Below are 16,496 nucleotides of genomic sequence, written 5' to 3' on the forward strand. Positions count from 1 at the left end.
CCTTTTCGATTGTCGAAAACTGCGGAGCGCTTAGCGCTTCGAGAACTGGAAGCTGCGGCGGGCCTTCGCCTTGCCGTACTTCTTGCGCTCGACGACGCGGCTGTCGCGGGTCAGGAAGCCACCCTTCTTGAGCACGGCGCGCAGTGCCGGCTCGTAGTAGGTCAGCGCCTTCGAGATGCCGTGACGAACAGCACCGGCCTGGCCGGATAGGCCGCCGCCGACGACGGTGGCGACGATGTCGTACTGGCCTGCACGGTTGGAAGCGATGATCGGCTGGTTGAGGATCATCTGCAGGACCGGACGCGCGAAATAGGTCGCGAATTCCTTGTCATTGACGACGATCTTGCCGGAGCCCGGCTTCACCCAGACGCGCGCAATGGCGTTCTTGCGCTTGCCGGTGGCATAGGCGCGGCCCGACTTGTCGAGCTTCTGGACGTGGACGGGGGCTGCCGGCTGGGTATTCGTGTTGCCGGTAGCGGCGCCCAGTTCTGCGAGCGAGGAAAGCTCAGCCATCTTATGCGACCTTCTTGTTCTTGGAATTCAGCTTGGCCACGTCGAGGACTTCTGGCTGCTGGGCGACATGCGGATGCTCGGCCCCTGCATAGACGCGCAGGTTCTTCATCTGGCGACGGCCGAGCGGGCCACGCGGGACCATGCGCTCAACGGCCTTCTCGACGACACGCTCGGGGAAACGGCCCTCGAGCAGCTGGCGCGCGGTGCGCTCCTTGATGCCGCCGGGGTGGCCGGTGTGCCAGTAATAGACCTTGTCGGTGAACTTCTTGCCGGTGAACACCACCTTGTCGGCATTGATGACGATGACATTGTCGCCGTCGTCGACATGCGGGGTGAAGGTCGGCTTGTGCTTGCCGCGAAGATGATTGGCGATGACAGTGGCGAGACGACCAACGACGAGACCTTCGGCGTCGATCAGGATCCACTTCTTCACCACATCCGCAGGCTTCTGCGAAAAGGTTGTCATGTTTTCTGCTCTCGGTTCTGACCTTCAAAGGGAAGGCGTTTCTTGTTGCTTGGATTGGCGATGAGACACTTACTCGCCGCCAATAACAAAACGGCGGCCTTTGCGGGCCGCTGCTTCGTGAGGGCTTATAGGCGAGGGGGAACTGCGCGTCAAGCCGATCAAAAAGCTCTACAGCGAAGAAACAATAGCAAAAACAATGGTCTAGGTAAAAGGTATTATTTTACCACATCGCTGTTCCGCTTCGGCGGGATCGAATAGGTGCCCGTCGCGTGCGCGATCGTCTGTCCGTCCGGCCCGGCGACGATGTCGATGTCGAACACCATCAGGCTCTTTCCCAGCTTCAGGATGCGGCAATGGCCATCGATCGGCCCGGCCTCGGCCTTGCGCACGAAGTTGATATTGAGGTTGGTGGTGACCGAGAGCGCGTCCGGCCCGGCGTGGCTGAGCACGCAGACATAGCCGCCAATGTCGGCCAGCGTGAACAGGGCAGGGCCCGACACCGTTCCGCCGGGACGCAGATGCCGCTCATTGGCATTGAGCCGCACGATGCAGCCGCCGGGAAACACGTCGATCGCCTCATAGGCGGCGGAACTCTCGTTGAGTTGCGGAAACACAGTCGCCATCAGCGCATTGATTTGCGCTGCGGTCAGCACCGGCTTGAGATTGGTCTGGGCGGGCATATCGGTCTCTCGTTTAGCGGCAAGCCTGTATGGGCGCAGCCGGATGTTTCTGGCAACATCTTCATCCTCCTGGCGCAAGCGATGGGTGTTGGATGAAACCCGATGCGATATTAGATAGTCTGCCAACCCGACCGGAATCGTGGAGACCTTAGCCATGGCCGAAATCCTTGCCATCAAGCCTGCTGCAGTTGAAGGTCCGGTTGTCGCACAACTGGGCAAGGGCGTGCTGCGCCTGACGATCGCCAATCCACCCGCCAACGCTTTGTCGCTGGCGGTCATGGCGGCGCTGACGGCGGAACTAGAACGCGCCAAGGCCGACAAGGCTGTTCGTGTCATCGTTCTGTCGGCCGCCGGCAAGGTGTTCTGCGCCGGTCATGATCTCAAGGAAATGACCGCGCGGCGTGCCGACGCCGATCGCGGCAAGGCCTTCTTCGAAGAGACCTTTGCCGCTTGCGCCGCGCTGATGCAGGCGATCGTGCGCCATCCCAAGCCGGTGATTGCCGAAGTCGACGGCCTGGCAACCGCCGCCGGGCTTCAACTGGTCGCGAGCTGCGATCTGGCGATTGCTTCGCATGAAGCGACCTTCTGCACGCCGGGCGTCAACATCGGCCTGTTCTGCTCGACACCGATGGTGGCGCTGTCGCGCAATGTCTCGCGCAAGCAAGCGATGGAGATGCTCCTGACCGGCGAGACGATCGACGCGGCAACCGCCAAGGAATTCGGCCTGGTCAACCGGGTCGTGCCGCGCGAATACCTGAATCAGATCGTCACCAAATACGCGCAAACCATTGCTTCCAAATCATCTTTGGTGGTGAAGACCGGCAAGGAAGCCTTTTACGCGCAGGCTGAAATGGGGCTGGCGGACGCCTATGCCTATACCGGCCGCGTCATGGTCGAGAACATGCTGGCGCGTGACGCGGAGGAGGGCATCGGCGCCTTCATCGGCAAGCGCAAGCCGGAATGGACGGACGAGTAACCGTGGAACCGCGCATCTCCATCATCACGATCGCGACGGATGACCTCGATCGCGCGGTGCGCTTCTACGAGGCGATGGGCCTGACCCGTCATGCCGGCATCACCGACGGCGTCGCCTTCTTCCAGATGGGCGGCGCCATTCTTGGCCTGTTTCCGCGCGCCAGTGCCGAGGAGGATGCGGGGCTCGCCTTCGCCAGGGCACCTTCCGCAGTCTATCTCGCCTACAACACCCGCTCCGACGCAGAAGTCGATGAAGTGCTTACCATGGCCGACAGGGCCGGCGGCAAGATCGTCAAGCCGGCCGGCCGCGCCTTCTGGGGCGGCTGGTACGGCTATTTCGCCGATGCCGACGGCCATGTCTGGGAGGTGGCGCACAATCCGGCCTTTCCAATCGCGGAAGACGGCACGATTTCGTTGCCTGGGTGATGGCCTACCGCAAGCAGCTGACGCGGCTCAAGGCGCCCTATCTCAAACGCATCCTGCTCGATCCGGAGCGGGTGTCCGACTGGGAAAAATACCCCTGGAACCTGCCGCTGTTTCGCGGCCGCGACTTCGAACTCGAATTCACCACGCCGATCACCATCATCGTCGGTGAGAACGGTACCGGCAAATCCACCTTGCTCGAGGCGATCGGCGCGCTGGCCGGCTATGACGAGGCCGGCGGGGGCAAAGGCTACATGCCAGTCGACCATTCCAGCGCCATCGACAAGAGTGGTGCCGCATTGGCGAACACATTCCGTGGCCACTGGTTGCCAAAAGTCACCGCCGGCTGGTTCTTTCGCGCCGAATCCTTCTACTCGGTGGCCCGTTATCTCGACCAGGCCGCGCTGGAAGACCCGTTCAAGCCACCGCCGCCGGATTTCCTGTCCTGGTCGCATGGCGAAGGCTTCATCCGCTTCTTCGAGGAGCGCTGCCGCAGGCAAGGCATCTACATTCTCGACGAACCGGAAAGCGCGCTGTCGCCGTCGCGCCAGATCGAATTGCTGAAGATGCTGCGGCGCATGGACCAGTCAGGCACCGCGCAGGTGATCATGGCCACGCACTCGCCGCTGCTGATGGCTTGTCCCGGCGCGCAACTGTTCCGCATCAGCCGGTTCGGGCTCGAGCCCGCAGACCTTCGTGATACCGACCACTTCCGCATGTTGCGCGATTTCAGCAATGACCCGGATGGTTTTCTCGCCGAGGCGTTGTATGAGGACGAGGCATGAATCACGATAGCTACGACAACACCTACATCGCCGGCATCCTCAATTCGGTGAAGACCATCGCCATGGTCGGCGCGTCCGCCAACGACGTACGGCCGAGCTTTTTCGTGCTGAAATATCTGCTGGCCAAGGGCTTTTCGGTGATTCCGATCAATCCCGGCCAGGCCGGCAAGGAAATCCTTGGCCGGATGACCTATGCCAGGCTGGCCGATATTCCGGAGCCGATCGACATGGTCGATATTTTTCGCGCGGCGACCGCGGTGCCGGGCATCGTTGACGAGGTGTTGCGGCTCGATCCCTTGCCCAAAGTCATCTGGATGCAACTTGGCGTGCGCCATGACGAGGCAGCCGCACGCGCCGAGGCCGCCGGCATCAAGGTGGTGATGAACCGCTGTCCCAAGATCGAGTACGGCAAGCTGTCCGGCGAAATCGGCTGGACCGGCGTCAATTCCGGCGTCCTGTCGTCGAAGAAGCCGCTGATGCGCCAGGGTTTCCAAAGTTTTGGCGTGCGCCAGAAGTGACGCGATCCGAAAAGATCGGGATCGTTTTTTCGGAATAGAGTCCAGCCAACCGCCGCCGCGCAAAATTATTTCGGGAAGCGATTGAGTTTCCCGCGCGTTCATCGCAGATCGTCCACCAAAAGGTATTTTCTTCTTTGCATTCGCCTACGGGCTTCGCCAAGAATGCCCGGCGATTTCCAGAGCTTCAAAAAGGGAGGTTTCAGTGACCCGTTCGCCCGGTTTCAACACGCTCGCCGTCCATGCCGGCGCCAAGCCCGATCCGGCCACCGGCGCACGCGCCACGCCGATCTACCAGACGACCTCCTTCGTCTTCGACGACGCCGACCACGCCGCTTCCCTGTTCGGCCTGAAGGCCTTCGGCAACATCTACACCCGCATCATGAACCCGACCCAGGCGGTGCTTGAAGAGCGCGTCGCGGCACTCGAGGGCGGCACGGCTGCCCTGGCGGTCGCATCCGGCCACGCCGCGCAGGTGATCGTGTTCCACAATCTGATGCAGCCGGGCGACAATTTCGTCGCTGCGACCAGACTTTATGGCGGCTCGATCAACCAGTTCGGCCACGCCTTCAAGAATTATGGCTGGGAAGTCCGCTGGGCCGATACCAACGACATCTCGACCTTCGAAAGCCAGATCGACGACAGGACCAAGGCGATCTTCATCGAGAGCCTAGCCAATCCGGGCGGCACCTTTGTCGATATCGAGAAGATCGGCGACATCGCCCGCAAGCACGGCCTGCCGCTGATCGTCGACAACACGCTGGCCTCGCCCTATCTGATCCGGCCGATCGAGCATGGCGCCGACATCGTCGTCCATTCGCTGACCAAGTTCATCGGCGGCCACGGCAATTCGATCGGCGGCGTCATTGTCGATGGCGGCACCTTCGACTGGTCGAAGTCGGGCAAGTACCCGATGCTGTCGGAGCCGCGCCCCGAATATGGCGGCCTCGTCCTGCACGAAACCTTCGGCAATTTCGCCTTCGCCATCGCCGCGCGCGTGCTCGGCCTGCGCGATCTCGGCCCGGCGATCTCGCCGTTCAACGCCTTCCTCATCCTGACCGGCCTCGAAACCTTGCCTTTGCGCATGCAGCGCCACTGCGATAATGCGGTCACCGTCGCCGGCTGGCTGTCCAACCACCCCAAGGTCGCCTGGGTGAACTATCCCGGCCTTCCCAGCGACAAGAACAACGCGTTGCAGAAGAAATACTCGCCGCTCGGCGCCGGCGCCGTGTTCACTTTTGGCCTCAAGGGCGGCTACGAGGCCGGCGTCAAATTCGTCGAGGCGCTGGAACTGTTTTCGCATCTCGCCAATGTCGGCGACACCAAGTCGCTGGTCATCCACCCGGCCTCGACCACCCATCGCCAGCTTTCCGACGAGCAGAAGGTCAAGGCCGGCGCCGGCCCGGACACTGTGCGGCTTTCTATCGGCATCGAGGACGTCACCGATATCGTCGCCGACCTCGAACAGGCACTCGCCAAGGTCTGATCGCTGATGACTGCGTTTCTTTCCGTCGACACCAAGAGCGTCGAACCCGAATCCGGCGCGCCGGCGCCGGATCGCCTGATCTCGGGCGATCCGAAATTTCGCACCTGGAATGTCGAGGAGCGGGACGGCGGCCTTTACGCCGGCACCTGGGAATCGACCCCCGGCAAATGGCGCATCGTCTATGACGAATGGGAGTTCTGCCACATCCTGTCCGGCGTTTCGGTGATCGCGGAAGACGGTGGGCAAGCGCGCACTGTCCAGTCCGGCGACAGTTTCGTGCTGAGGCCGGGCTTCAAAGGCAGCTGGGAAGTGCTTGAAACGACTCGCAAGGAATATGTGATCAAGCTTTAATGCATGTCGCCCAAAAGTGGCCCCGGTTTTGGGAGAACGACATGCATAAAGACAATGACCTAAAGCGCATCGCGTGAATCCGATCAAACGCGACGCGCTTTAGGCATCCGGGTCAGACGACGCGATCGATGTCACTGTCTGAAAATCCGTATCGGGCCATCATCCGCCGGTGCCAGTCGCTGCCGAGCAGCTCAGCGAGGCAATCATCGATGCGGCGGAGCAGGTCGGCATTCTCCTTGGCGATCGCGAAGGCACCGGCCGATGGCGGCTTTTCAGCCGCGGGAACCTCGACAATTTCAAGCTGGATTTCCGGTCGCTGCGCCAGATAACCTCGGTGCGCCATGGCAACGCTGGCATAGGCATGCACCATGCCGTCGGAGACCGCTTGCGCCGCCTCCGCTTGTGTCGCGAACGGCCGGATCTGGCTGGGCGAGAGTCCATTCCGCGACGCCGTAAGATGCTGGACCTGATCGGTGATGACGCCGATCAATGCAGTCGGGTCCTTCGCGATCGATTGGTATCCGCTAAAGCCGCGCGGATTGCCTCGCCTCACCAGCAACCCATCCTGCAGAGCCCAGATCGGCCGGGTGAAGTCGACAATCTGCTTGCGCTCGTCGGAGACGAACAGGCCGGTTGTCACGGTCCAGCGGTTGTCGACCAACCCCGGCAACAATTCGGCGAATTCGGTTCCTATCGTCATGAAGTCCGCAAAGCCCAGCATGCTGCTGACCCTTTGCGCAAGCTCGACGTCGCAACCCGAAACCTCACCCGATGCGCCGGTGAAGCAGAATGGCGGCTCTTCCAGGAAAGCGAATTTCATTTCGATCATTGATTCCGGAATCTATTTTGCCGGGAACTGGCTGAGGCAGGCTTCGGACGCCTTGTCGTGCATCGCCAGCGCATCCTCGGCATCGGTGTCCGATATCTCGTCGCGGTAGTAGCGCGTCACGAGATCCAACTGGGCCTGCGTCACTCCTTGTGTCGGCATTTCCCGAGCGAGACAGCCGCAAAGGCTGAGAGCACGGTCCGGCGAGCCGACCTTGCGGTTGGTCAGGATGAAATCCTGGGTCGGGCAGGCAGCAATGAAGCCGTTGAAATCGAGCCTCTGTTGCGGCTGGTCGCCATGATTGACGTAGGCCGACTGCCACTGGCTCTTGCCGCTGACCACGTCACAGCCGGTTGCGGCATCGCTCGCGTTCGTGGTGACGGCTTGCCAGGCCTTCTCTTTGCCGCCGCTGGGATATTCAAAATTCTCACCCAGCGAGGCGGCATATTGGTCAAGGTCGGCCTGGGTGAAGCCGATCGCTTGAAACCGGTTAAACTGGCATTGGCACTCACCGGCGACCCGTTCGGCCTCGCCGTCTTCAGGTTGCTCGCTGGATTTGCTTTTTTGGCAGGCCGCGATGAAAGCAGTGCCGTCGAGCGATGTGGCGGGGAAGGTCGAGACTTCAGCGTAATGGTCGCCGGTCCAGCCAAATAGCTTCTGGTCGAGTTGCAGGTCGATGAAGCCGTTGCGCTTGAAGGCACCGAGAGCGACCCTGTCTGGAGGCGTCAGTCTCGCACCCGGGATGTCGCCGAGGACCTCACGGTAGCCGTCGCCTTCCAACACGAACAGGAAAAGCCCGCATTTCACGCCGTCGCAGGCGGGATCCGCGACATAGGCATAGATTTCGGACAAACCGTCGAGGTTGAAGTCGACTTCATAGGCCCAGAACTTGTCCGCGGGCACAGCCGCGCCCGTTTGGCGTTCGAGCAGACCGCCAGCCATGGCCCTGGCGACGGCATCGCTGTTTTCCTGAGGTATGTTTTCCGGCTGCTGCTGGGCGCGCGCCGCCCCCAGGCAGGCGCACAGCCATGCCAATGCGAACGCCGTCGCCAGTTTGGAAAACAGTCTCATCGCGCAGCCCCAGGCCCGCGATCGTTCAGAAGCCGACAGCGAGCGTTTCCAGCCCATGGAAGTGGTAAGTGTCGCGGAAGCGCGGCTGTTCGGCAAGATGGAGCTTTGGCTGCCGTTCGAACAGGGTTTTCAGCGACATCTGCAATTCGAGCCGCGCCAGCGGCGCGCCGATGCAGAAATGGATGCCGGCGCCGAAGGACACGTTCTTCTGGTCTGTCCGGTCCGGCCGGAAGGCCAGCGGTTCGGCGAAAGCGCGCGGATCATGATTGGCCATGCCGAGCAAAAGCCCGATCGTCTGGCCCGGCTGCACCACGATGCCAGGCGCAATCTCGATCTCCTGATAGGCGTAGCGCATGAACATATGCAGCGGCGCGTCGAAGCGCAGGCATTCCTCGACGGTGGCAGCGGTCGCTTCGGGCGAGGCGAAGAAGCGTCGCGGATCGCCGCCTTGCGCCAGGATCGAGCGCACTGCGTTGCCGGTCTGGTGCACGGTCGCTTCATGGCCGGCATTGAGCAGCAGGATCGCCGAGGACACCATCTCGTCCTCGGACAGTTTTTGGCCGTCCTCCTGCGCCGAAATCAGCAGCGACAGCAGGTCGTCGCCGGGATTCTTGCGACGCTCGGTGACGTAGCCACGCAGGAAATCGGCAAATTGGCCTGCGGCGCGATTGGCCGTCTCCTCGGTCTCGCGCGTGCGGCCATGGATGTACATGGCGACCATTTGATGTGACCAGTCGAGCAGTTGGGACCCCATCTCGACCGGCACGCCGAGCATTTCGGCGATGATGGTGATCGGCAACGGGGCCGCGAAGGCGGGCAAAAGGTCGACGGGGCCGCTCGGATCGAAGCGGTCGATCAGCTCGTTGGCGAGCGCTTCGACACGTGGCCGCAGCCGCTCGACCTGGCGCGAGACGAAGGCGCGGTTGACCAGCGTCCTCAGCCGCGTGTGCACGGGCGGTTCCAGCTCGAGCATGGAGTTCGCTTCGATGCCGTCGAACGCCTTGAGATGGCTTCGGTCCTGGCCGTTGCCACGGCTGTCGGGAATACCGGCGGGGTTCTGGCGACCGAAGCGGCGGTCGCGCAGCAGCCGGTTGACATCGTCGAAGCCGCCAAAGCACAAGAAGCCGAATTCTTCCCAGAAGAAGGCATTCGATACGCCATGCAGGAAACCATAGGCCTCATAAGGGTTCAGGAAGAAAGCCGGCTCGTGCGGGTCGAGCCGCAGCTGGCGAGTGGCTGGATCAAGGGCCAGATAGGGCAGCGTCAATTTGGTCATGCCAGACCCATAGCGCGGCTTGCCAGCCTCATTCCAGACCGTATGTTGGCGCGCGATACCCCATGAATTGATCCAGCCGTGGCGGCTGTGGAAGGTCTGAGCGGATGAATGTGATCGTTGTCGGCGCGGGTATTGCCGGTCTCTCCACGGCATGGTCGCTGGTCAAGGCCGGCCACAGCGTCTCCATCGTCGAGCAGGGGCCTATTCCCAATCCGTTGGCGGCGTCGGGCGACCATCATCGCGTCATCCGCCGCGCCTACCGGGCCGGAAGTGGCTACGGCCGGCTGATCACCGAGGCCTATCAGGCCTGGGACGAGATGTGGGCCGATCTCGGCGAAAGCCACCTCGATGCGCGCGGGTTTGTCTGCATTTCGCGTGAGCCGGGCGACGAGGCAGAGGAGTACCGCGAGGGTCTGGAAGCGGGGAATTTCCCTTTTGAGTTGCTGGAATCGGACGCAGCCGTGAAACGCTGGCCGTTTTTGCAAGCCGGCTCGTTCCGCTATGCCTATTTTTCGACCGAAGGCGGCGCGCTGCATTCCCGCAAGATCGCCTCCAGCCTGGCGAAGTGGTTGCGCGCCCAAGGCGCCAATGTCTACGAAAACAGCAAGGTCACCGCCATCGACGCCGATGCCGGCCATATCGTGCTCGAAGGTGGTGAAACCATGCAGGCCGATCGCATTGTCGTCGCGGCCGGCGCCTGGGTGCTGAAACTGTTTCCGGAACTGGATGGCGAGCTGAAGACCTATCGGACTGCACTCGCCTATGTCGAACCGCCAGCCGACCTCAAGGCCGCCTGGGATGCGTCACCGGTGATCCTTGATATTGGCGGTTCTGTCGACGGTTACGCAATCCCGCCCTCGGGCGGCGCTGGCATGAAATTCGGCTCCGGGTTGCACAGGGTGCCCACCAGCGACGCCGACTGGAATCGTGACCCGGTGCCGGGTGAGGGCGAGGCGATCCGCAACCTGTTTTCGCCACCGATCGCCCGCATCGAGGAATATGAGGTGACCGAGGTCGTCACCTGCGCCTACACTTTCACCGCCGACGAGAAATTCATGGCGCAAGAGAAGGGCAGGTGCCTGATCGTCTCAGCCTGCTCCGGCCACGGCTACAAGTTCGGCGCGGCGGTTGGCAGGCGCGTTGCCGCGGCTGTCGGCGACGGCGACGTCGCGGGACTGAAAGCATGGCTGCGGGCGGAGGTGGCCTGAGCGTCCGCCCGAACCTGAATTAATCCTGGCAATGCCTGGGAATATGCACGCGCCGCCAGCCTGACGACCCTTCGCGGACCACCACGCGCCGCGCGACGGTCTGGTAGGAGGCAGGTACATCGATGATGCGCCTTTGCTCCGGCTGTATCAGCACTTCCTCGGCAATCTTGTCGTACTGCGCTGGAATGACGACACGTCGCGTGCGCTCGGGCTGGATCACCACCGTCTCGGCGACGCGCTCATAACGTGCCTTGTGCCAGATCTTGCACAACACCCTGCGGCCGTGGATGACGCGCCATTCCCAGGAATAGCCGCCGTCGTCGACTTGCACCGTGTGGTAGACGGTGCGGGTGATGGCGGGCACGATCTCGTAGCTCACCTGTGCCGGAACGGTCATCACCACGCGTTCGCGCGTGCCGTAGATGGGCGGGGTGTAGTCGACCTGCTGGCCGGGTGGGTTGACCATCACGTCTTCATAGACCGTGTCGTATACCGCCGGCGTGCGGACCGGTTCGTAGCATTCCACGGCGCGGCCGCCGGCCGCCGTCTGCGAAGTCGTGCCGAGCATGGCCAGCCCGGCAATGGCGAAGGATGCGCTTCTCCTGAACATGACACTCCCCCTGTTTGAACTTTACACATAAGTTCAACGTTGGATTGTAGGGCAAGCCGTTGCGTAGAAAAGCGGTTTTGCCGCATTTCGTTAAGTGACGCGGTTAAGAAACTGCTACGCTGCGGATCGGCGCGGCTGCCCCAGACCGGCGCAGGTGCGAATCCTTGGCCGTAAAGCTTGATTCGACTTACCCAGATGGCTAGGACGGGTCGGCCTTGCACAAGGATGAGCCGGCATCCTATCTACGGAATAACGATCCAGTCCCGATTCTGCCCGATCTGCCAACCTTCCCGGCGCCGGAATCCCACCGCGAGATAAGAGATATCTGATGAAGAACCCCGTCGAAACCTACATGAACCTCGTTCCGATGGTGGTCGAACAGACCAATCGCGGCGAGCGGGCCTACGACATTTTCTCGCGCCTCCTCAAGGAGCGCATCATTTTCATCACCGGTCCGGTCGAGGACGGCATGGCGACGCTGGTCTGCGCACAGCTTTTATTCCTCGAAGCCGAGAATCCGAAGAAGGAAATCAACCTCTACATTAATTCGCCGGGCGGCGTGGTCACCTCGGGCATGGCGATCTATGACACCATGCAGTTCATCAAGCCGGCCGTATCGACGCTCTGCATCGGCCAGGCCGCCTCGATGGGCTCGCTGCTCCTGACCGCCGGCCACAAGGACATGCGCTTCGCCACGCCGAACGCCCGCATCATGGTTCACCAGCCGTCGGGCGGCTTCCAGGGCCAGGCTTCCGACATCGAGCGCCACGCCATGGACATCGTCAAGCTGAAGCGCCGTCTCAATGAGGTCTATGTCAAGCACACCGGCAAGACCTACGAGGAGATTGAACGCACGCTCGACCGCGACCATTTCATGACCGCCGACGAAGCCAAGGATTTCGGCCTCATCGACAAGGTCATTTCGTCGCGCGAGCCGCCTGAAGCCGCCGTGGCATAAGGGCTGGGTGGCAGTTGGATGGCACCATCACGCGCTTTTGGCGCCTCTTGCGGCATTTCGGCCACAATTGGCTGTTCCCTCGACGGTCAGGATTGCCTACGTTAAGGCTATGTTGATTTTCGACGGCTTAGCTTTGTGTGGGGTTGCTGCGAATCATTGCCACGTTTTCTGATTTGTGTTTCGTACGGAATACGTTGCGGGAGCCGGGACACTGGCGGCGGCGAATTCCCGCGATAGTTAGAATATGCGCCCTTTCAGCCAGACCATCGGCGGGCGGCCATGAAAGGACAGGAAAATGAGCAAGGTCGGCAACAACAGCGGTGACTCGAAGAACACGCTTTATTGCTCGTTTTGCGGCAAAAGCCAGCATGAGGTGCGCAAGCTGATCGCCGGTCCGACGGTCTTCATCTGCGACGAATGCGTCGAGCTCTGCATGGACATCATCCGCGAGGAGAACAAAACCTCGATGGTGAAGTCGCGCGAGGGCGTGCCGACACCGCAGGAGATCCTCAAGGTTCTCGACGACTATGTGATCGGCCAGCCCTACGCCAAGCGCGTACTGTCGGTGGCCGTCCACAACCACTACAAACGCCTTGCGCATGCCGGCAAGAACAACGACGTCGAGCTGGCCAAGTCCAACATCCTGCTGATCGGCCCGACCGGTTGCGGCAAGACGCTGCTTGCGCAGACGCTCGCCCGCATCATCGACGTGCCGTTCACCATGGCGGACGCGACGACGCTGACCGAAGCCGGTTATGTCGGCGAGGACGTCGAGAACATCATCCTGAAGCTGCTGCAGTCGGCCGACTACAATGTCGAGCGCGCCCAGCGCGGCATCGTCTACATCGACGAGATCGACAAGATTTCGCGCAAGTCCGACAATCCCTCGATCACCCGCGACGTGTCGGGCGAGGGCGTGCAGCAGGCACTGCTGAAGATCATGGAAGGCACCGTCGCCTCCGTGCCGCCGCAGGGCGGCAGGAAGCATCCGCAGCAGGAATTCCTGCAGGTCGACACCGCCAACATCCTGTTCATCTGCGGCGGCGCCTTCGCCGGCCTGGACAAGATCATCTCGGATCGCGGCAGAAAGACCTCGATCGGCTTCGGCGCCATCGTCGCTTCTCCGGAGGATCGTCGCACCGGCGATGTCTTCCGCCTGGTCGAGCCCGAGGATCTGTTGAAATTCGGCCTCATCCCCGAGTTCGTCGGCCGTCTGCCGGTTCTGGCGACGCTGGAGGACCTCGACGAGCCGGCGCTGATCCAGATCCTGACCGAGCCGAAGAACGCTCTGGTCAAGCAGTATCAGCGGCTGTTCGAGATGGAAAATGTCGACCTGACCTTCCACGAGAACGCGCTGTCGGCGATCGCCAAGCGCGCCATCGAGCGCAAGACCGGCGCCCGCGGCCTACGCTCGATCATGGAAGCGATCCTGCTCGACACCATGTTCGAACTGCCCGCGCTCGAGGGCGTGCGTGAAGTGGTGATTTCGGAGGAAGTGGTGACCGGCAGTGCCCGGCCGCTCTATATCTACTCCGAACAGAAGGAAAAGAAGGGCAATGTCAGCGCCTGATATGGCAACTGACCCCATATTTTTGTGGAACGGCGCCGTTGCGGCGCCGTTTTGCTGTGAAGGACACCCGACCTCGGTGATGGAGTGGATTTGCCGGCGATGTTAACTCTTGATCTTTGCCCCGCGTGCATCCACCTAACACTGGAAGGCCGAGGTGCCGAATTCTGTGCTGTAAAACTCCCGTCACAAACGGTGGTAGGCGGAACGATCCCCGGTCGTTAATATGAGATTCGCGGTTGGCCTGATGGTGGCCGCGACATGAAAGGTTGGACAATGGCCAAAATATCCAAGGCTCCCAGCGACGGCGTCTTCGCAGTCCTCCCACTGCGCGACATCGTGGTGTTTCCGCACATGATCGTTCCGCTCTTTGTCGGGCGTGAAAAGTCGATCAAGGCGCTGGAAGAGGTGATGGGTCAGGAGAAGCAGATCCTGCTTGCCACCCAGATGAATGCCGCCGATGACGATCCCGAGCCCGATGCCATCTTCGACATCGGCACGCTCGCCAATGTGCTGCAATTGCTGAAGCTGCCCGACGGCACCGTCAAGGTTCTGGTCGAGGGCGCTTCGCGTGCGAAAATCGTCTCCTTCACCGATCGTCCCGACTTCCACGAAGCCCGCGCCACGGCGTTGGTCGAGCCGGAGGAGGAAGAGGTCGAGGTTGAGGCGCTGGCCCGCTCGGTCGTCACCGACTTCGAGAACTACGTCAAGCTGAACAAGAAGATCTCGCCTGAAGTGGTGGGTGCTGCCAGCCAGATCGACGACTATTCCAAACTCGCCGATACGGTTGCCTCGCATCTCGCCATCAAGATCCCTGAAAAGCAGGAAATGCTGGCCACGCTCTCGGTCAAGGAGCGGCTGGAAAAGGCGATGGGCTTCATGGAAGCCGAAATCTCCGTCCTGCAGGTGGAGAAGCGCATCCGCTCGCGCGTCAAGCGTCAGATGGAGAAGACGCAGCGCGAATACTACCTCAACGAGCAGATGAAGGCGATCCAGAAGGAGCTCGGCGAAGGCGAGGACGGCCGCGACGAGGCTGCCGAGATCGAGGCGCGCATCAAGAAGACCAAGCTCTCCAAGGAGGCCCGCGAAAAGGCGGAAGCCGAGTTGAAGAAGCTCAGGACGATGTCGCCGATGTCGGCGGAATCGACCGTCGTGCGCAACTATCTCGACTGGATCCTGTCGATTCCGTGGGGCAAGAACTCCAAGGTCAAGCAGGACTTGGCTTTCGCGCAGAACGTGCTCGACACCGATCACTTCGGCCTCGACAAGGTCAAGGACCGCATCGTCGAGTACCTGGCCGTGCAGAGCCGCCAGAAGAAGCTGAAGGGGCCGATCCTGTGCCTCGTCGGCCCTCCCGGCGTTGGCAAGACCTCGCTCGGCAAGTCGATCGCCAAGGCGACAGGTCGCGAATTCATCCGCATGGCGCTGGGCGGCGTGCGTGACGAAGCCGAGATTCGTGGCCATCGGCGGACCTATATCGGCTCGATGCCCGGCAAGGTCATCCAGTCGATGAAGAAGGCGAAGAAGTCCAATCCGCTCTTCCTGCTCGACGAGATCGACAAGATGGGCCAGGACTTCCGTGGCGATCCGTCGTCGGCGCTGCTCGAGGTGCTCGATCCCGAGCAGAACTCGACGTTCATGGACCATTACCTCGAGGTCGAATACGACCTGTCGAGCGTGATGTTCGTGACGACGGCGAACACGCTGAACATCCCTGCGCCCTTGATGGACCGCATGGAGATCATCCGTATCGCCGGCTACACCGAGGACGAGAAGATCGAAATCGCCAAGCGGCATCTGATGCCGAAGGTGATCCGCGATCACGCGCTGCAGCCGAAGGAGTTCTCCGTTGGCGAGGACGCGATCCGCGCCATCATCCAGACCTACACCCGTGAAGCGGGTGTCCGGAGCCTGGAGCGCGAGCTGATGAAGCTTGGGCGCAAGGCGGTGACCGAGATCCTGAAGACGAAGAAGAAGACGGTGAGCATCACGGCGGCGAACCTTGCCGACTACCTCGGTGTCCAGCGCTTCCGCTTCGGCCAGGTCGAGGCCGACGATCAGGTCGGTGTCGTCACCGGTCTTGCCTGGACGGAAGTCGGCGGCGAGCTGCTGACGGTCGAAGGCGTCATGATGCCCGGCAAGGGTCGCATGACGGTGACCGGCAATCTACGCGACGTGATGAAGGAATCGATTTCGGCGGCGGCCTCTTATGTCCGCTCGCGCGCCATCGATTTCGGCATCGAACCGCCGCTGTTCGACAAGCGTGACATCCACGTCCACTTGCCGGAAGGCGCCACGCCGAAGGACGGCCCGTCCGCTGGTGCTGCCATGGCGACAGCCATTGTGTCGGTGCTGACGGGTATTCCGGTCCGCGCCGATGTGGCGATGACTGGCGAGATAACGCTTCGCGGCCGCATCTTGCCGATCGGCGGCCTGAAGGAAAAGCTGCTCGCCGCATTGCGCGGCGGCATCAAGAAGGTGCTGATCCCGGAAGACAACGCCAAGGATCTGGCGGAGATTCCGGACAATGTGAAGAACGGCATGGAGATCATTCCGGTCTCGCGCGTTGGCGAGGTGTTGCGGCACGCGCTGGTGCGTATGCCGGAGCCGATCGAGTGGGTCGAACCGGTCAATCCGCCGGCCACGACCGACAGCGTTGACGACGCTGGAAAGTCGCTTGCGCATTAGAGCGCCGCGCGTCCAATTGGGCGCGCAAAGGACGCTCTAACACTTGGGACTTATGCATGGTCCTTTCCGGAAACCGACATCGGTTTTCGGGGCCATGC

General features: G+C 61.7%; 17 protein-coding genes. 10 read left to right on the forward strand and 7 right to left on the reverse strand.

What is annotated here, in order from left to right; all coding sequences use genetic code 11:
* Positions 1 to 30: 30 nt before the first annotated feature.
* From rpsI to AC1D05_RS01895, 3 genes are all read right to left on the reverse strand, one after another.
* Positions 31 to 513, reverse strand: a complete 483-nt coding sequence (gene rpsI / locus AC1D05_RS01885) for a 30S ribosomal protein S9 (protein ID WP_027042360.1) — start codon at positions 511 to 513, stop codon at positions 31 to 33.
* 1 nt (position 514) lies between these two features.
* Positions 515 to 979, reverse strand: coding sequence for a 50S ribosomal protein L13 (gene rplM, locus AC1D05_RS01890; protein WP_010915638.1), 465 nt, complete (start codon positions 977 to 979; stop codon positions 515 to 517).
* Between the two features lie 215 nt (positions 980 to 1,194).
* Positions 1,195 to 1,659 (reverse strand): PaaI family thioesterase, encoded by a 465-nt coding sequence (locus tag AC1D05_RS01895; RefSeq protein ID WP_477437677.1) that lies wholly within the window; start codon positions 1,657 to 1,659, stop codon positions 1,195 to 1,197.
* Between the two features lie 154 nt (positions 1,660 to 1,813).
* On the opposite strand from AC1D05_RS01895, the gene AC1D05_RS01900 reads away from it, so the two are divergent.
* The 6 genes from AC1D05_RS01900 to AC1D05_RS01925 all read left to right on the forward strand — a co-directional run bounded on the left by AC1D05_RS01900 (position 1,814) and on the right by AC1D05_RS01925 (position 6,194).
* Positions 1,814 to 2,635 carry an enoyl-CoA hydratase gene (locus tag AC1D05_RS01900; RefSeq protein ID WP_477437679.1) on the forward strand — a complete coding sequence of 274 codons (822 nt, stop codon included), beginning with the start codon at positions 1,814 to 1,816 and terminating at the stop codon, positions 2,633 to 2,635.
* Positions 2,636 to 2,637: 2 nt separating this feature from the next.
* Positions 2,638 to 3,060 (forward strand): VOC family protein, encoded by a 423-nt coding sequence (locus AC1D05_RS01905; protein ID WP_477437681.1) that lies wholly within the window; start codon positions 2,638 to 2,640, stop codon positions 3,058 to 3,060.
* Positions 3,060 to 3,842, forward strand: coding sequence for an AAA family ATPase (locus AC1D05_RS01910; protein WP_477437682.1), 783 nt, complete (start codon positions 3,060 to 3,062; stop codon positions 3,840 to 3,842). The genes AC1D05_RS01905 and AC1D05_RS01910 overlap by 1 nt, the downstream gene beginning before the upstream one ends.
* Positions 3,839 to 4,360 carry a CoA-binding protein gene (locus AC1D05_RS01915; RefSeq protein ID WP_477437684.1) on the forward strand — a complete coding sequence of 174 codons (522 nt, stop codon included), beginning with the start codon at positions 3,839 to 3,841 and terminating at the stop codon, positions 4,358 to 4,360. Before AC1D05_RS01910 ends, AC1D05_RS01915 begins: the two co-directional genes overlap by 4 nt.
* 202 nt (positions 4,361 to 4,562) lie before the next feature.
* Entirely contained in the window at positions 4,563 to 5,843 is a 1,281-nt protein-coding gene (locus AC1D05_RS01920; protein WP_475451158.1) for an O-acetylhomoserine aminocarboxypropyltransferase, read from the forward strand.
* A gap of 6 nt (positions 5,844 to 5,849) precedes the next feature.
* Complete coding sequence (locus AC1D05_RS01925; protein WP_477437686.1) at positions 5,850 to 6,194, forward strand: cupin domain-containing protein; 345 nt, start codon at positions 5,850 to 5,852, stop codon at positions 6,192 to 6,194.
* A gap of 112 nt (positions 6,195 to 6,306) precedes the next feature.
* Here AC1D05_RS01925 and AC1D05_RS01930 read toward each other — a convergent pair whose 3' ends face one another.
* From AC1D05_RS01930 to AC1D05_RS01940, 3 genes are read right to left on the reverse strand one after another with little or no spacing between them, the layout of a single operon-like run.
* Entirely contained in the window at positions 6,307 to 7,014 is a 708-nt protein-coding gene (locus AC1D05_RS01930; RefSeq protein WP_477437688.1) for a transporter substrate-binding domain-containing protein, read from the reverse strand.
* A gap of 21 nt (positions 7,015 to 7,035) precedes the next feature.
* Positions 7,036 to 8,091 carry a hypothetical protein gene (locus AC1D05_RS01935; RefSeq protein ID WP_477437690.1) on the reverse strand — a complete coding sequence of 352 codons (1,056 nt, stop codon included), beginning with the start codon at positions 8,089 to 8,091 and terminating at the stop codon, positions 7,036 to 7,038.
* A 25-nt stretch (positions 8,092 to 8,116) separates the two neighbouring features.
* On the reverse strand, positions 8,117 to 9,367 hold the full coding sequence (locus tag AC1D05_RS01940) for a cytochrome P450 (protein ID WP_477437691.1): 1,251 nt from the start codon (positions 9,365 to 9,367) through the stop codon (positions 8,117 to 8,119).
* A 104-nt stretch (positions 9,368 to 9,471) separates the two neighbouring features.
* On the opposite strand from AC1D05_RS01940, the gene AC1D05_RS01945 reads away from it, so the two are divergent.
* Entirely contained in the window at positions 9,472 to 10,575 is a 1,104-nt protein-coding gene (locus AC1D05_RS01945) for an NAD(P)/FAD-dependent oxidoreductase (RefSeq protein WP_477437692.1), read from the forward strand.
* A gap of 19 nt (positions 10,576 to 10,594) precedes the next feature.
* On the opposite strand, the gene AC1D05_RS01950 is transcribed toward AC1D05_RS01945, so the two are convergent.
* Positions 10,595 to 11,185: a hypothetical protein gene (locus AC1D05_RS01950; protein WP_477437694.1), complete on the reverse strand. Its 591-nt coding sequence runs from the start codon at positions 11,183 to 11,185 to the stop codon at positions 10,595 to 10,597.
* A 328-nt stretch (positions 11,186 to 11,513) separates the two neighbouring features.
* Between AC1D05_RS01950 and AC1D05_RS01955 the strand changes: the two genes are divergently transcribed.
* From AC1D05_RS01955 to lon, 3 genes are all read left to right on the forward strand, one after another.
* Positions 11,514 to 12,143: an ATP-dependent Clp protease proteolytic subunit gene (locus tag AC1D05_RS01955; RefSeq protein WP_027042376.1), complete on the forward strand. Its 630-nt coding sequence runs from the start codon at positions 11,514 to 11,516 to the stop codon at positions 12,141 to 12,143.
* A 295-nt stretch (positions 12,144 to 12,438) separates the two neighbouring features.
* Complete coding sequence (gene clpX, locus AC1D05_RS01960; RefSeq protein ID WP_023759839.1) at positions 12,439 to 13,713, forward strand: ATP-dependent Clp protease ATP-binding subunit ClpX; 1,275 nt, start codon at positions 12,439 to 12,441, stop codon at positions 13,711 to 13,713.
* A gap of 273 nt (positions 13,714 to 13,986) precedes the next feature.
* Positions 13,987 to 16,398 carry an endopeptidase La gene (gene lon, locus AC1D05_RS01965; RefSeq protein ID WP_477437696.1) on the forward strand — a complete coding sequence of 804 codons (2,412 nt, stop codon included), beginning with the start codon at positions 13,987 to 13,989 and terminating at the stop codon, positions 16,396 to 16,398.
* Positions 16,399 to 16,496: the final 98 nt, after the last annotated feature.

The organism is Mesorhizobium sp. P2_E9 (genome assembly GCF_056403815.1).

Excerpts from the sequence above, each read along its gene's own strand:
- rpsI (WP_027042360.1), bottom strand. The coding sequence starts at position 513 with ATGGCTGAGCTTTCCTCGCTCGCAGAACTGGGCGCCGCTACCGGCAAC.
- rplM (WP_010915638.1), bottom strand. The coding sequence starts at position 979 with ATGACAACCTTTTCGCAGAAGCCTGCGGATGTGGTGAAGAAGTGGATC.
- AC1D05_RS01895 (WP_477437677.1), bottom strand. The coding sequence starts at position 1,659 with ATGCCCGCCCAGACCAATCTCAAGCCGGTGCTGACCGCAGCGCAAATC.
- AC1D05_RS01900 (WP_477437679.1), top strand. The coding sequence starts at position 1,814 with ATGGCCGAAATCCTTGCCATCAAGCCTGCTGCAGTTGAAGGTCCGGTT.
- AC1D05_RS01910 (WP_477437682.1), top strand. The coding sequence starts at position 3,060 with ATGGCCTACCGCAAGCAGCTGACGCGGCTCAAGGCGCCCTATCTCAAA.
- AC1D05_RS01915 (WP_477437684.1), top strand. The coding sequence starts at position 3,839 with ATGAATCACGATAGCTACGACAACACCTACATCGCCGGCATCCTCAAT.
- AC1D05_RS01925 (WP_477437686.1), top strand. The coding sequence starts at position 5,850 with ATGACTGCGTTTCTTTCCGTCGACACCAAGAGCGTCGAACCCGAATCC.
- AC1D05_RS01930 (WP_477437688.1), bottom strand. The coding sequence starts at position 7,014 with ATGAAATTCGCTTTCCTGGAAGAGCCGCCATTCTGCTTCACCGGCGCA.
- AC1D05_RS01935 (WP_477437690.1), bottom strand. The coding sequence starts at position 8,091 with ATGAGACTGTTTTCCAAACTGGCGACGGCGTTCGCATTGGCATGGCTG.
- AC1D05_RS01940 (WP_477437691.1), bottom strand. The coding sequence starts at position 9,367 with ATGACCAAATTGACGCTGCCCTATCTGGCCCTTGATCCAGCCACTCGC.
- AC1D05_RS01945 (WP_477437692.1), top strand. The coding sequence starts at position 9,472 with ATGAATGTGATCGTTGTCGGCGCGGGTATTGCCGGTCTCTCCACGGCA.
- AC1D05_RS01950 (WP_477437694.1), bottom strand. The coding sequence starts at position 11,185 with ATGTTCAGGAGAAGCGCATCCTTCGCCATTGCCGGGCTGGCCATGCTC.
- AC1D05_RS01955 (WP_027042376.1), top strand. The coding sequence starts at position 11,514 with ATGAAGAACCCCGTCGAAACCTACATGAACCTCGTTCCGATGGTGGTC.
- clpX (WP_023759839.1), top strand. The coding sequence starts at position 12,439 with ATGAGCAAGGTCGGCAACAACAGCGGTGACTCGAAGAACACGCTTTAT.
- lon (WP_477437696.1), top strand. The coding sequence starts at position 13,987 with ATGGCCAAAATATCCAAGGCTCCCAGCGACGGCGTCTTCGCAGTCCTC.